Below are 14,657 nucleotides of genomic sequence, written 5' to 3' on the forward strand. Positions count from 1 at the left end.
AAGGAAAAGCGATAGGATCGATGATATCTAAGCAATGATTTCCACCTAGAAAAAGATTTATATGTCAACATCTCCCATTGAAGAAGAACTCCAACAAGCCGTTGAATCTCGACGTAATTTTGCAATTATTTCCCACCCTGACGCAGGGAAAACTACCTTAACCGAAAAACTTCTCCTTTATGGAGGTGCAATTCATCAAGCTGGGGCAGTTAAATCAAAACGAGCGCAACGAGAAGCTACCTCAGACTGGATGGAACTGGAAAAACAGCGGGGAATTTCTATCACTTCTACCGTTTTACAATTTGACTATCGCAATTTTCAGATTAACCTCTTAGATACCCCTGGTCACCAAGACTTTAGTGAAGATACCTATCGCACCTTAGCCGCTGCGGATAATGCAGTGATGCTGATTGATGCGGCTAAAGGCTTAGAACCGCAAACTCGCAAACTCTTTGAAGTCTGTCGGATGCGATCGCTGCCTATTTTTACCTTTGCTAACAAAATGGATCGTCCAGCGCGAGAACCCTTAGAACTCATTGATGAAATTGAGCAAGAATTAGGCTTACAAACCTATGCTGTCAATTGGCCCATTGGCATGGGAGATCGATTTCAGGGGGTTTATGATCGGCGCAATCAAGAAATCCATCTGTTTCAACGCACTGCCCACGGTAGTAGCCAAGCCGAAACAACAGTTATTTCTCTCCATGATCCCAAAATTGAAGAAGTCTTGGATCAAGAGCTTTATTTTCAACTCAAAGATGAAATTGAAATTATTGAGGAGGTTGCCCCTGAATTTGATCTCGAAAGAATCCATAATGGGGAACTCTCTCCCATGTTTTTCGGTAGTGCCATGACCAACTTTGGGGTGCAACTGTTTTTAGATGCCTTTTTAGAATATGCACAGCCCCCAGAAGCCCATTATTCTTCACAGGGAAAAATTGATCCTACTTATCCTGAATTCACGGGATTTGTCTTTAAGTTACAAGCAAATATGGATCCCAAACATCGCGATCGCGTTGCCTTTATTCGGGTTTGTACGGGCAAGTTTGAAAAAGACATGAATGTTAATCATGCTCGCACAGGAAAAACCGTCAGATTATCTCGTCCTCAAAAACTCTTTGCCCAAGACCGTAATTCCATTGAAAATGCCTATCCTGGAGACGTAATTGGCTTAAATAACCCAGGGGTCTTTGCTATTGGAGATACCGTTTATACAGGCAAAAAACTTGTCTATGAGGGGATTCCCTGCTTCTCCCCTGAACTATTTGCTTACCTCAAAAATCCTAACCCCTCCAAGTTCAAACAATTCCATAAAGGCGTAACCGAATTACGGGAAGAGGGAGCCATTCAGATCATGTACTCTAAAGATGAAAGTAAACGTGATCCCATTTTGGCAGCAGTAGGACAACTCCAGCTAGAAGTGGTGCAATATCGTCTAGAAAATGAATATGGGGTAGAAACTAGCCTAGAAATGCTTCCCTATAAAGTAGCAAGATGGGTGAGAGGGGGATGGGAAGCCCTAGACAAAGCAGGACGATTATTTAACACAGCAATAGTCAAGGACTTGTGGGAACGTCCAGTTCTTTTATTTAAGAATCAATGGAACTTAGAACAAATTCAGGGCGATCACCCTGAGTTAGAACTCAGTGCAACCGCCCCCTTAGCAACAGACGAGTTGATGGAAAAGGTAGGTAATTAACCCACGGCTACAGGAGTCGTTTCCCAACGCCCTAAGGGCTGACCAATTAAAGACAGATCGCCCATTAGCTCATCAAACTCCGCAGGATTGAGGGATTGTGCGCCATCAGACCATGCTTTAGAAGGATTGGGGTGAACTTCAATCATCAGAGAGTCAGTTCCCACTGCAAGTGCACCTTTTGCCATTGCAGGAACATACTCTGACTTGCCTGTGCCATGACTAGGGTCAATCATAATGGGCAAGTGAGTTAAAGACCGTAAAACAGGCACAACGGATAAATCAAGGGTATTGCGAGTATAACGGCGATCAAATGTGCGAATTCCCCGTTCACAGAGAATCACATTGGGATTTCCAGCCGCTAAAATGTACTCAGCCGCCATCAACCATTCTTCAATGGTTCCCGACATCCCGCGCTTAAGTAAAACTGGCTTATCCTGAGAGCCTACTTTTTTCAGGAGCGGGAAATTTTGCATATTGCGTGCGCCTACTTGTAGCACATCGGCAACTTCGGCAACTTTTTCTACGTCCGCCGTATCCATCACTTCGGTGATAATCCCTAAGCCACTGGCTTCCCGAGCAGCGGCTAATAGTCCTAAAGCACTTTCTCCATGACCTTGGAACGAGTAGGGAGAAGTCCGAGGCTTGTAAGCGCCACCCCGTAGAAACTTCGCTCCTGATGCTTGCACCGCTTTTGCCGTTTTCACAATCATGTCCTCATTCTCAACGGAACAAGGGCCGGCAACGACAACAACGGGGTGATTTTCCCCAAATGTAACCGCACCATTGGGAGTATTAACCACTACCTCACTGGGCTGACCATGACGAAATGCTCGACTCGCCCGCTTAAAGGGTTGTTCTACTCGCATTACGCTTTCAATCCAAGGGCTTATTTCTTGGAGTTGGAGGGGATCCATTGACGCAGTATCCCCCACTAGCCCAATCACAACTTTATGGCGACCGACAATTTTTTCTGGGGTTAAATCTTTTTCTTGGCACTCCTCACAAATGCGGTTAATTTCGGCTTCTGGCGAGCCAACTTTCATGACAATGATCATAGTTATTACAAGTCCTTGTTTGGTTTTCTTTTTAAATCAGCTTATATAATCTATCTTTACCAATTTTTAGCTGATTTTCAATTAACAAAATCTTTGGTTTTTGGTTGCAAGGATTATTGTCTGGCACTACGCCAGGCAGAAATCAGTCGCTTAATATTAGCTTTAAACTCTTCCCAACCGACCCTTGTACCTAGTCGTCCTTCATCCCAAGACGCGGAGATGACCCCATAACTGAGTCCTAAGACACCAAGCCCAAATAATCCCATACTTACCAAGACAACAGTGTAGGGAGGTAGCTCAAGTAATTCCCTGGAAACAATCCAGTAAAAGATAAAAAAGCTGGCAATTCCCAAGCTAGTGGGAATCCCTGAAAAGAAAGCCATTCGACGCACCATGCGTTGACTGACTTCTTCTGGAATTGCCGAAAGAGAGGCTTGAGCTTTTTTCTGCTCATGGGATAAGGGTTCAGAGCTAGGAGTCTCACTCGCGTTTACGGAAGTTGCTTTTTGCTTTTTTTTCCGTTTTCTTGTCGGCTCAAAGGGCAAGTTTGCTTGTTTTTCTTCTGATTGAGAAGGCATAGCGATTTAAATTGGAGTTAGCCACGAATACCAAGGCGTTTAATCAAGTTTTGATAGCGTTCTTGATCTTCTTTCTGCAAATAGGATAACAAACTTCTACGATGACCAATGAGTTGTAGTAACCCTCGACGAGAAGCGTGATCTTTATTATTCTGCTTAAGATGCTCCGTTAGACGGGTGATGCGCTTTGTCATGATGGCGACTTGCACTTCTGTAGATCCAGTATCAGTTTCGTGAACTTGATAATTGTTAATGATCTCTTGTTTATTTTCTTGGCTTAGACTCATTGTTGTTTTGCGTTCCTAGCGATTGTCTGTTTTTATACTCATGACTATGGGAATACTCATTATAACATTGCTCTGTCCTTTGTACAGGTGCTTTTTAAGAAATGATGAACGACTTGTCCTTTTTCCTTCCTCGTTTGTCAACCAATGATCAATCATTAAGAAACGATTAGAGAGAAAAATAAGCAATTAAACTTACTTCTAACCCTGTTTTGCCACTTCTGGATGACTAATGACTAAGAACCCCTACAAAAAGCTTTTTCTAGTAGGGTGAAGCTGACCTACCCACCCTACTCACTCCTAAAAAACATAACTGTGAAGTTAGGAAGCCGTCGACATAATCTTCGATTTGTCGAGGGAGGATGTCACAGATTAGTATAACCTAGCATTCCTCTTAGGGTAAAGACTAGTAGTAGAAAGCCACTGATTATGATACCGATTAAAGCGGTGGCAGTAACTGGACGTTTAAATAGTGGTTTAATCCGTTCAAATAGGGCAAAAAATATCCCTAAACTGAAACTGATTAAGTAGCGGGGATAGCGAGACACATTTAGAAAAAATTCTTTCATAACGCTTGATTAATTACTCAACTCTTTCCTCTCTATTTTAAGCAAGAAAATTTTTGCCATTGTTTTTCTAATGTTGAAACCCACCCCTAGAAAGTAGGGTTTTCAGCCAGATAATTACTACCAAAATCATTAAGATCAATAATAAATGACCTATAAAAAACTTTATGAATCCTGTTACAGGAGGTAAAAAATATGCAACCAACCAATCCGAATCAATTTACGGAAAAGGCGTGGGAAGCGATTGTGCGACTTCCAGATTTAGCCAAACAAAACCAGCAACAACAAATCGAAAGTGAACACTTGCTTAAGTCGTTGTTAGAGCAAGATGGGCTTGCTGCCAGTGTTTTCAGTAAAGCAGGGATTGATACCCAAAAAATGCGCGATCGCGCGGATGAGTTTATTTCTAGACAACCGAAAATCTCCAATACAGGGGGATCAATCTATCTTGGGCGCAGTTTAGATTCCCTGTTTGATCGCGCTGAAAATTATCGTACCACTCTTGAAGACGAATATATCTCTATTGAACACCTGATTCTAGCGTTTGCCAAAGATGATCGCTTTGGGAAGCAGCTTTACAAGGAATTTGGACTCAATGAAGAGAAGCTGAAAGAGATTATTAAAGAAATTCGAGGATCGCAAAAAGTCACAGATCAAAATCCAGAAGGGAAATATGAAGCCCTACAAAAATATGGACGGGATTTAACAGAATGGGCGCGTCAAGGGAAACTTGATCCTGTGATTGGACGAGATGACGAGATCCGCCGCACTGTGCAAATTTTATCTCGTCGCACGAAAAATAACCCTGTGTTAATTGGGGAACCAGGTGTGGGTAAAACTGCCATTGTGGAAGGATTAGCGCAACGCATTGTCAGTCGGGATGTGCCAGAATCATTGCGCGATCGGCGTTTAATTTCCCTTGATATGGGAGCATTAGTCGCAGGGGCAAAATATCGTGGGGAATTTGAAGAACGTCTGAAAGCAGTTCTCAAAGAAGTCACCGACGCGGAAGGACAAATCATCATGTTTATTGATGAGATTCACACCGTAGTTGGTGCAGGAGCAACCCAAGGAGCCATGGATGCTGGTAACTTATTAAAACCGATGTTAGCACGGGGAGAATTGCGCTGTATCGGGGCAACCACTCTTGATGAGTATCGAGAAAACATCGAAAAAGATGCTGCCTTAGAACGGCGTTTTCAAGCGGTTTATGTAGATGAACCGAATGTTACCGATACCATTTCCATTTTACGGGGATTAAAAGAACGCTATGAAGTCCATCACGGGGTAAAAATTTCTGACCGTTGCTTAGTGGCGGCAGCGACGTTATCAGATCGGTATATTAGTGACAGATTTCTCCCTGACAAAGCCATTGACTTAGTCGATGAAGCAGCGGCAAAACTAAAAATGGAGATTACCTCCAAACCTGAGGAATTAGACGAACTTGAGCGTAAAGTCCTGCAATTAGAAATGGAACGCCTCTCTTTAGAAAAAGAAGAGGATACGGCTTCTAAAGAACGCCTGGAAACCCTTGATAAAGAACTTGCAGATCTCAAAGAAGAACAAGACGAACTCAACGCCCAATGGCAATCGGAAAAAGAAGTTATTGACGAAATTCGCAGCATCAAGGAAACCATTGACCAAGTTAATATCGAAATCCAACAAGCCGAACGAGATTATGATCTCAATCGGGCAGCAGAATTGCGCTATGGTCGTCTCACAGAATTACAACGACAGCGTCAAGAAGCAGAAGAGAAATTAGAACAGATGCAAAGTAGTGGGCGTACCCTGTTACGAGAAGAAGTGGCAGAAGCGGATGTTGCCGAAATTATCTCCAAGTGGACAGGGATTCCCATTAGTAAGTTAATGGCTTCTGAGAAAGAAAAACTGCTGTACTTAGAACAAGAGTTACATCAACGGGTAATTGGGCAAAATGAAGCAGTAACTGCCGTTGCTGATGCCATACAGCGATCGCGCGCTGGGTTAGCGGATCCCAATCGTCCCACCTCTAGCTTTATCTTCCTTGGTCCCACAGGAGTCGGTAAAACGGAATTAGCCAAAGCCCTTGCGTCTAACCTCTTTGACACAGAAAGTGCCCTAGTACGGGTGGATATGTCCGAATATATGGAGAAACACTCGGTTGCCCGTCTTATTGGCGCACCTCCAGGATATGTGGGCTATGAAGAAGGGGGACAACTCACGGAACCCATCCGCCGTCGCCCTTATGCGGTGATTCTCTTTGATGAAATTGAAAAAGCCCATCCTGATGTGTTTAATATCATGCTGCAAATTCTTGATGATGGTCGTCTCACCGATGCCCAAGGGCGAAATGTGGACTTTAAGAACACGATTATCATTATGACCAGCAATATTGGCTCAGACTTGATTTTAGATGTTTCTGGGGATGACTCGCGATATGAAGAAATGCGCGATCGCGTTATGAATGCCATGCGAGATAACTTCCGCCCCGAATTTCTCAACCGTATTGATGAAATGATCATCTTCCACGCCTTACAACGAGATGAATTACGGCAAATTGTCCGCTTACAAACCCAATATCTTGAAAATCGTCTCAGTGAACAAAAACTGTCTCTCAAACTCTCAGAAGAGGCTCTAGACTTCCTCGCTGATGTTGGTTATGATCCCGTTTATGGAGCGCGACCATTACGCCGTGCTGTGCAACGTTATCTCGAAACTCCCATTGCCAAGTCCTTACTAAGAGGAGAGTTTAGCGAAGGAGATACCATCTTTGCTGATGTCTCCGATGAACGCCTCTCTTTGAAGCGACTCCCTGATGTGAATGCCGATTTAATGTCAGCAGAAGCAAGTTAAGTCTTAAGGGGAGAGGGTAAACCTTCTCCCTTTTTATTGATTATTTTTCTACACTTTTCCGTTCCCATCGGGTAGCAGGAGCAATTCTTCTTGGCGCATCAATGTCTAATTTTGTCCAGTCAGCATTTTGAGTAACAAGGACTTTTCCAGTATTAGAACCACAGTTATTTCCGTCGGGATCCTGATTCCAGCTTTTCGCCCAAACACTTCCAGTAATTCCTTGACCACTGGTATCATTAGTACCATCATTTGCCTCGTTATTTGCTCCTCCATTAACTGCTACATTTGCTTCTGGAGCAAAAATAAAAGCATCTACAGTGGAACCACCGCTTAAACAAAAGCTTTTTGTTTTTCCATCTTTATATGTATCTGAACCATCACCACCGTAAATCTGGAAATTCTCGGGCTTGCAATCTTTAACATCGTCGCAGTCATGTATAAGTCTGGCATTACCCTTCATATCAACATTGCCTTGCAGATAAAACCTTACTTTCTCACCCGGTGTAATTATGATTTCTCTACCCCCTCCCCTTAAGTTGATCGAATTACCGTTGTTACCACCGGTTGTACCAAGGAGATAATGATAGACATTGTTGGCATCTGCCTTATCATCAGAACGTGGTAACTGTAGCGTTCTATCATTGCCACTAAAACTGGAAGAGGTGATTCCATTGTTGAATTCATTATAAACATCAGGCAGTTTCGGTAGAGGTGGAAATTCTGCCAAAGGATCAGCTTTTGCATCACCCTTCTTAATGTTCTCTAGATTAATGTCGCTATCCTCAGAATCTAAATCGCAATCACGTAAAAGTAAATTGCCTTCAATTTGGTTATTTGATAAGTTAGCTTTATTGACATATAACCCAGGAGCGCCATCTTCAACAGGCTGAACGGGAATAGTCACATCCAATGCAGCGCTGGAAGGATTTTGATTAAAGTTAGCTTGCGCTTCAATACTTAAAAGTCCCTCCCCCCCCAGATATTGATAGTCATTTACCCGAAATCGATCGCGCCCATTGTTAATGTCAATCCAATTATTCCCAGTATAGGCATTTAAAATATCGTCAATATCTTCACCACAGGCTCTTGCAATATCTCCAACCTCATCATATCTATTTTCCCATTCATCTAAATTTCTATTCGCAAGAGGTCGTACATTATTTAAAAAATTCATGACTCGTGTTACCCCTGTTTCTGCAGAGGCTAATGCTTGTGAAGTTTGGGCTTGTGAAATGGAACGCATTTGTTCATCACTGGAACGACCAATCATTGTTAGACCTACCAAGGTCATAATTAGCCCTAAGCCTATCATCATCGGTAAAACAAATCCTTGATTTTTTTCTCCAGACTTAGACAAAGAAAAGACTTTTAAGTAAATTTGCAGGGCTTTATTATTCATAATAGAGTTTTTATATTAAGTTTTTTAAATCCATTTATTCTCTATATTGACATTATACATTTTTAAAAATAAAACTGTGATTTTTCATTAATCATTAAAACTGCGGATTTTTTAAAAAGAGGCTAAAAAAATATCCTTAAAAATACGTAGAACTTGACTCTTAATTTCAAAACTTATAGTTAGGAACTGCTTCTTAATTCAATTATAAGAATTTAAAGGACAAGAAGCCGAGGTTCATTTCAACGTTGCGGGAGTAAGCGATGAATGAAGCTGATCGCATCATCAACAGAATCAGCCACAGAAACTTGTTTTCCTGCTAGAGATTAGAAAAAGTGTAAGAGAATCACAGACTTACCCTACTCTAAATCAGCCCCTGATGACATATTGCTATTATCAGCAGTGGGAAAAATCTCCCGTTATAGTAGTCCAATTTAACAGAGTGTGAGCGAGAAGTCCCCAATTTCAGCAAAGCGAATTGGGGACGGGGCTTATAAACCGGAGCGAAGTGAGGACGGAATGCGATTCTAAGGGCTTAGTTCTGGGGTTTCCCCAGAACGCAAGAAGCCCGCACCGAAGGGCGCCCACAGCCCCTCATGATAGCGAACTTAGAACACAAACCAATAATTTTGTGTTAGAGTTGTTTTATCACTAAAAGTTTTGTTGAATCATGTTGAGAGCGACCAAAGATTGATCGTTTCTTCCCAAGTTCTAAAACTTGTCATGTTTGCTTAAATCAAGTAAGAAGCCTTCCACTTGATGTAAGGAATTGGCGGTGTGAGAAGTGCGGTACAGAACACGACCGAGACATCAACGCTGCTATAAATATCAGAGACGAAGCACTGCGAATTTTGACCGCCGACCCTGCGGGAATTGGATTCCCGCAGGAATGCGACGGTGCATTCCGCACCTCTGGAACGGGGGAGACCGCCTGTCGCCCAGATGTAAGTCGAGATAGTAGAGGTCGTAAGACTTCTACTGTGTCGCAGTCTGTTGGGCAGGAAGCGCAAAGCTCAACGTAGTGGCTTTGCGTAGTTCACTTTTCTTCTTTGAGTTCCTTTTTATCTTTGATGATCAAGCCAATAAAGATCCCAAACGGAATAATAACTCCTAACCAGCCAATACCGAGAGCCCAAGCAGGATAATCTTCATAGGGGCTAGTGAGATCATTATGGAATTGCGTTGCTAAGAGAATGGCTAAAACAATGACAATGACATATTTAATCATCCAGTTCCACCATTTTCCTAACGTCCAATTACTTGCCTCATTAATTTCACGACGTAGCTTTTCTGCGCCATAAATCCAGCCAATTAAAAGACATTGACAAATCCCAACTAAAACTAGGTTATAGTTGGTGACAAAGTGATCCATAATATCCAGAAAATAAAGCCCCGCGCGAGTGGTGTAAAGAATCCCTGCTAAAAAGCCCACTAAACACACAGCAAAGGCAACTTTAGGAATTTTTAAGTCTTCATAGCGATCTGTAAAAGCAGCAATTACTGCTTCCACAAGAGAAAAGGCACTATCAATGCCCAAGGTAAAGAGCATGATAAAGAAGAATAGGCTAAATAACCAAGGTAAAGGCATTAGGCTTAATGCCTCTGGAAACACTACAAATGCTAACCCCGGACCACTTTCTTGAGCTAACTCTTCTAAAGGAACATCGGTTTGAGTTGCCATATACCCTAACACGCCAAAGACGACGAACCCTGCAAATAAACTTACGCCACTATTTAAAAGAGCAGTAATCCAACTATCTTGAACAATATCTTCGCCAGTATCACGATAACTGGCATACGTAATCATCGCTCCAAAGCCTAACGTGAGGGTAAAAAAGATTTGGGCAAAAGCAGCTGTCCAAACTTCAGGATCTAACATTGCTTCCCACTCGGGCATTAGATACAGTGCCCAGCCATCTAAAAATCCGTCTAATGTTACCGCTCGAATTAATAATGCCACTAATAAAATGACAGGGAGTGGAACACTAAATAGCACCACTTTTCCGACACTTTGAGTGCCTTGCCAAACACAAAAATAGGTCAGCACCCAAACTAAAATTAGAGCGAAAAAGATAGGAAGGTTTAATCCCCCAATTTCACCCACACTATCGGTTACTTGTAGGACTTCTTCAAAAAAGTAACCCTCTGAATTGTCAGCCCAATTTACGCCAAAAGAGGCAAAGAAATAAATGACTGACCAGGCCATAACAACAGCATAATAAGAGACAATCAGAAATGCCGAAAGGAGAGCTAAAACTCCCAGTCCACCAAAATTAGAGGTGACTCTGCGAAATGAACCAATTGCTCCTCTTTGTTTAGTTTGACCTAAGCCAATTTCTAGGGTTAAAAGCGGTATTCCGACAATAAGTAAGGCAATTAGATAAGGAACTAAAAATGCCCCACCACCGTGTCTGGCAGCAAGATAGGGAAAACGCCAAACGTTTCCTAAGCCCACTGCTGATCCCACAGCGGCTAAAATAAAGACGGTTCGAGAAGCCCATTTTTGACGAGCCATATTTTTCTCTCCCTTAATTAGTTTTTCAGTAATTTAACACTTGTAATTAACTGTTTTAGTTCATTCTATTTTAGATTAATATAGAATAAATGGTTTCTCAAGAAAAGGAAGATCATTATTAAATTTTATTCTTTAATATCAGCAATTTTCATTATTCCATAATTGATAACTTTTGTGGGAATAATACTAGTTTTAACCAGTTTATGTTGCGGCAACGAATTGATTATTGATTAGTTATAAGATTACCAAGGAAAACTTCACATTTGCGATAAACAGCGATCGCAGTTTCCACAACGGAAATTTTCTGCTTCTTGCTTAAACCCAAATTCCCTTAGTAAAAATTGCCACCGACAGTTTTGAGTTCTCAAATAGGCTTCCATTTTTCGCGGTTGGGTTAATAATTTGGGTGTTGATTGTTTGATCTCAGAAGCAGGTAATAACCGATAGTAAAACGGATTCAGCCATTCTAATTCTCCGATGCTATGAAGGAGAGAAAGGGTGGTTAATCCCTGAGGTGACATAGCTTCCACTGTACGAATATTTCCTTCTTTTGGAATTTGTTTTCGCAGTTGCTGCGCTTTTTGGTATTGCTGACGTAGCTTCTGAATGAAATACCGTTGTCTTTGTTTATCTTCAGGATAAAGTAAGCCTGTGGGTTCACTCACTAAAGTTAAAGCATAGGCAATTTTACCATCTCTTCCACCGCGCCCAATTTCTTGGACGTATTCTGAGAGTAATAAGGGGGGTTGATAGTGTATTACCCAGCGCAAATTAGCTTTGTTAATCCCCATTCCAAATGCAGAAGTAGCAATGACGAATTGTAGGTTTCCTGTTAGCCATTGCTGTTCAATGTAACGACGTTCGGTTGCACTTAATCCCGCATGATAAGCAGCACTCTGATATCCTTTTTCCTTTAACCATTTGCTTAGAGTTTCTGTCACAGAGCGCGATCGCGCATAGATTAATCCTGCTTGTTGCGGTTGAATAAACTTTAATAATTGCTGTTTTCGTTGCGCTGGAGTACAAACTTGTTTTACCTTTAGCCGTAAATTTGGCCGATAAGGGCTTTGTTGGAAGTAAGTGGGCGTGTTAAGTCGTAAACAGCTTTCAATCGTCTCACAGGCTTCAGGATCAGCCGTTGCAGTAAAGGCGGCAACTGCGATGGGATTCGAGTCTGGTTTCTCTGTTAATAAAGCTTGTCTGACTCCCCCTAAACGGCGATAGGCAGGGCGAAACGTTTCTCCCCACTGTACCAGACAATGGGCTTCATCTAAAATTAAGCCGTTAATCATCAACCTCGGGGCGATTAATCGTTCCCAAATTGAAGGACTAAACAAACTTTCTGGAGACAGATATAACAGTCTTAATTGTTGCTTTTCTAATTGTTGTAAAATCTTTTTTTGTTGCCCCCGTGGTACTTCACTATGAAAGGAAGCCGCCGCTAATTGATGTTGCTGTAATTCTTGAACTTGATTTTCCATTAACGCCACTAACGGCGATACTACTAAGGTTAATCCTTGTTGTAAAAGCGCTGGTAATTGAAAGCATAAGGATTTACCGCCACCTGTGGGTAAAACCACTAACGCATCCTTTCCTTGCAATAAACAAGCAATAATTTCCCCCTGCGGTGGGCGGAATTGATCATATCCCCAAATTGCCTTTGCGCGATCGCGCACTTGCCACCAGTCCATAAACCTTTAAACTAAATAAAAGAGAATACAATAGAAAATATCTATGAGTGAAATGAAAACTGCAATTAATCGAACCGCAATTGATAACGAACTGTCTAAACGTCACATTAACCTTGATCCGGGTGGCTATTTCATTATCTACCTTGATCGCGAGGAAGGCTTAATTTGCGCCAAACACTATAACAATCTCGTTGATGACGAAGGATTTGCCCTTCACCCCGAAACAGGAGAAAGGTTATCTGCTAAATGCCAAGACAATGATCAAGTTGCCACTACAATTTATAGTGGACGCACGGCAAAAGAGCTTTGTGTCCAACTATTTGAAGAAACACAACCCTGTCCAGTGACCCATTTTAACCATGCGGCTTATCTAGGGCGAGAATTCCTGAGAGCGGAAATTGCACTGGAACAAGGCAGTGAATACATCCAAGACTAGTTGGTCAAGAGAACATAGGCAAAATAAGTTGCCATAGGGATAATTGTGGCAACAACAAGCAAACCGACGACCCAAACAGTAGAACTTTCAGTGTCGGTCTCTTCTGCTTTGGTAAAGGTGCTTTCTACATTTAGATCATCCTTCACCTCTGGTGGACCCGGGTCAGGTTCACCAGCTAAAACCATCGCTAAACGATTACTAGCATTTAAGAAAGCTTGATTATACTTATTATCCTCTCGAATGGGAACACCGATTGTATCATCAACGACACTTTCTGCAATTTCTTCTGAGAGACGATCTTTTAAGCCTTCACCGACACGAATTGTGGCGTTGTTTGTAATCGTATCAAACACTAATAACACTTTGTCTGCTTGTTCTTCTGGGGTGGGATACCACTGATTAAATAACTCATCAGCAAAGCTATCTACAGTTTCCCCATAGTTGAGACGACGAATGACGACTAATTTAACATCGGTTCCTGTATTCTCAGAAATATCTTGTAAAACTTCATTGAGTTTTCCCTCATTAATGCGGCTGATGACTTCTGCTTGGTCAACTACAGCCACTGAGTCATCGCCACTGATATCAGGAATATCTTGAGGACTCGTGGCAGCGTGAACAGGAGTTACAACGAAAAATAATAGCAAGCAAGGAATGACTACTCTTAACAAGAGTTTCTGGGTAAATTTGAGTTTTATTGCAATTTGTTGCAGAAGTTGTGACATAACTTTAACTTTTGCTTGATATGCTGGCAATTTATGTTACATCTTATAACGGAAGCAGGACGGAATTTTCTAAAGTTTTACTGGGAATTTAATAAACTTTTTTAACGCTTAGACCCAGAATTAAATTTATCGTACCGTCTCTGCGTAAAATATAAGCGATTCACCCAATCACTTTATTGTTACAGAGAAGGGGAAAACTTGCCGATGGCTGAAACTAAAAATATGGAATACATCCAACCTTATAACAATGATGTTTACATGGGACATCTTTCCACACCAATTTCTGATTCTGGTTTAACTCGTACTTTTATTAATAACCTCCCAGCGTATCGTGAAGGAATTTCTCCTTTACTACGTGGGTTAGAAATTGGCATGGCCCATGGTTATTTTCTCGTTGGCCCTTGGACATTACTCGGTCCATTACGGGATAGCGATGGCTATGCTTATTTAGGTGGCTTAATCTCTGCTATTGCCTTAATTTTAGTCGCAACTGCTGGGCTTTCTGCTTATGGGTTAGCGGCTTTTCCTGCAGATAATTCGGAAGCCCAATACTTTGATCATCGCGCCCCCGAAAACTTAAAAACCCGTCAAGGTTGGAGTCAGTTTGCTGGTGGCTTCTTTATCGGTGCAATGGGTGGCGCGTTTGTTGCCTATTTCCTTTTAGAAAATCTATCGGTAGTTGATAGTATATTACGAGGAACGATTAACTAATTGTTCCATTTGTCATTTTTTGTTGTTTATTCAAGGAAGGTTTAATATGTCTGGAGATTACGCGGCATCTTTCTTACCGTACATACTCATTCCCGTTGTAGGCTGGTTAATGCCTGCTGTTGTTATGGGCTTACTCTTTATTCATATTGAGTCTGATGCCTAGTTGTTA

General features: G+C 41.8%; 13 protein-coding genes and 1 pseudogene. 6 read left to right on the top strand and 8 right to left on the bottom strand.

What is annotated here, in order from left to right; genetic code table 11:
* Window positions 1–61 precede the first annotated feature (61 nt).
* Window positions 62–1,699 carry a peptide chain release factor 3 gene (gene prfC, locus FRE64_RS01955; protein ID WP_146294416.1) on the top strand — a complete coding sequence of 546 codons (1,638 nt, stop codon included), beginning with the start codon at window positions 62–64 and terminating at the stop codon, window positions 1,697–1,699.
* Here prfC and aroF read toward each other — a convergent pair.
* The 4 genes from aroF to FRE64_RS01975 form a co-directional block, all read right to left on the bottom strand.
* On the bottom strand, window positions 1,696–2,754 hold the full coding sequence (aroF, locus tag FRE64_RS01960; RefSeq protein WP_146294417.1) for a 3-deoxy-7-phosphoheptulonate synthase: 1,059 nt from the start codon (window positions 2,752–2,754) through the stop codon (window positions 1,696–1,698). The genes prfC and aroF overlap by 4 nt on opposite strands.
* Window positions 2,755–2,867: 113 nt before the next feature.
* Window positions 2,868–3,332: a PAM68 family protein gene (locus FRE64_RS01965; protein WP_146294418.1), complete on the bottom strand. Its 465-nt coding sequence runs from the start codon at window positions 3,330–3,332 to the stop codon at window positions 2,868–2,870.
* Window positions 3,333–3,349: 17 nt separating this feature from the next.
* Window positions 3,350–3,619 (bottom strand): 30S ribosomal protein S15, encoded by a 270-nt coding sequence (rpsO, locus tag FRE64_RS01970; protein WP_146294419.1) that lies wholly within the window; start codon window positions 3,617–3,619, stop codon window positions 3,350–3,352.
* 362 nt (window positions 3,620–3,981) lie between these two features.
* A complete protein-coding gene (locus FRE64_RS01975) occupies window positions 3,982–4,185 on the bottom strand; it encodes a DUF751 family protein (protein ID WP_146294420.1) in 204 nt (67 codons plus the stop codon).
* A gap of 192 nt (window positions 4,186–4,377) precedes the next feature.
* On the opposite strand from FRE64_RS01975, the gene clpB reads away from it, so the two are divergent.
* Window positions 4,378–7,014, top strand: a complete 2,637-nt coding sequence (gene clpB / locus FRE64_RS01980) for an ATP-dependent chaperone ClpB (RefSeq protein WP_146294421.1) — start codon at window positions 4,378–4,380, stop codon at window positions 7,012–7,014.
* Between the two features lie 40 nt (window positions 7,015–7,054).
* On the opposite strand, the gene FRE64_RS01985 is transcribed toward clpB, so the two are convergent.
* Window positions 7,055–8,413, bottom strand: a complete 1,359-nt coding sequence (locus tag FRE64_RS01985) for a pilus assembly PilX N-terminal domain-containing protein (protein WP_146294422.1) — start codon at window positions 8,411–8,413, stop codon at window positions 7,055–7,057.
* A 683-nt stretch (window positions 8,414–9,096) separates the two neighbouring features.
* Between FRE64_RS01985 and FRE64_RS01990 the strand changes: the two are divergent.
* Window positions 9,097–9,432: pseudogene (locus tag FRE64_RS01990) on the top strand (zinc ribbon domain-containing protein); the annotation flags it as partial.
* A gap of 14 nt (window positions 9,433–9,446) precedes the next feature.
* On the opposite strand, the gene FRE64_RS01995 reads toward FRE64_RS01990, so the two are convergent.
* Window positions 9,447–10,925: a sodium-dependent transporter gene (locus tag FRE64_RS01995; RefSeq protein WP_146294423.1), complete on the bottom strand. Its 1,479-nt coding sequence runs from the start codon at window positions 10,923–10,925 to the stop codon at window positions 9,447–9,449.
* Window positions 10,926–11,182: 257 nt separating this feature from the next.
* A complete protein-coding gene (locus FRE64_RS02000) occupies window positions 11,183–12,616 on the bottom strand; it encodes a RecQ family ATP-dependent DNA helicase (RefSeq protein ID WP_146294424.1) in 1,434 nt (477 codons plus the stop codon).
* Window positions 12,617–12,659: 43 nt separating this feature from the next.
* Between FRE64_RS02000 and FRE64_RS02005 the strand changes: the two genes are divergently transcribed.
* On the top strand, window positions 12,660–13,052 hold the full coding sequence (locus FRE64_RS02005; protein ID WP_146294425.1) for a DUF4346 domain-containing protein: 393 nt from the start codon (window positions 12,660–12,662) through the stop codon (window positions 13,050–13,052).
* Here FRE64_RS02005 and psb32 read toward each other — a convergent pair.
* On the bottom strand, window positions 13,049–13,777 hold the full coding sequence (gene psb32 / locus FRE64_RS02010; RefSeq protein ID WP_146294426.1) for a photosystem II repair protein Psb32: 729 nt from the start codon (window positions 13,775–13,777) through the stop codon (window positions 13,049–13,051). The genes FRE64_RS02005 and psb32 overlap by 4 nt on opposite strands.
* 204 nt (window positions 13,778–13,981) lie before the next feature.
* On the opposite strand from psb32, the gene FRE64_RS02015 reads away from it, so the two are divergent.
* Window positions 13,982–14,488: a photosystem I reaction center protein subunit XI gene (locus FRE64_RS02015; protein ID WP_146294427.1), complete on the top strand. Its 507-nt coding sequence runs from the start codon at window positions 13,982–13,984 to the stop codon at window positions 14,486–14,488.
* A 46-nt stretch (window positions 14,489–14,534) separates the two neighbouring features.
* The gene (locus FRE64_RS02020; protein ID WP_146294428.1) at window positions 14,535–14,651 is read left to right on the top strand and encodes a photosystem I reaction center subunit VIII; all 117 of its coding nucleotides are present in this window, start codon (window positions 14,535–14,537) and stop codon (window positions 14,649–14,651) included.
* The last annotated feature ends 6 nt before the right edge of the window (window positions 14,652–14,657 follow it).

Origin of the sequence: Euhalothece natronophila Z-M001 (genome assembly GCF_007904085.1) — a bacterium.
Lineage (GTDB): Bacteria > Cyanobacteriota > Cyanobacteriia > Cyanobacteriales > Rubidibacteraceae > Halothece > Halothece natronophila.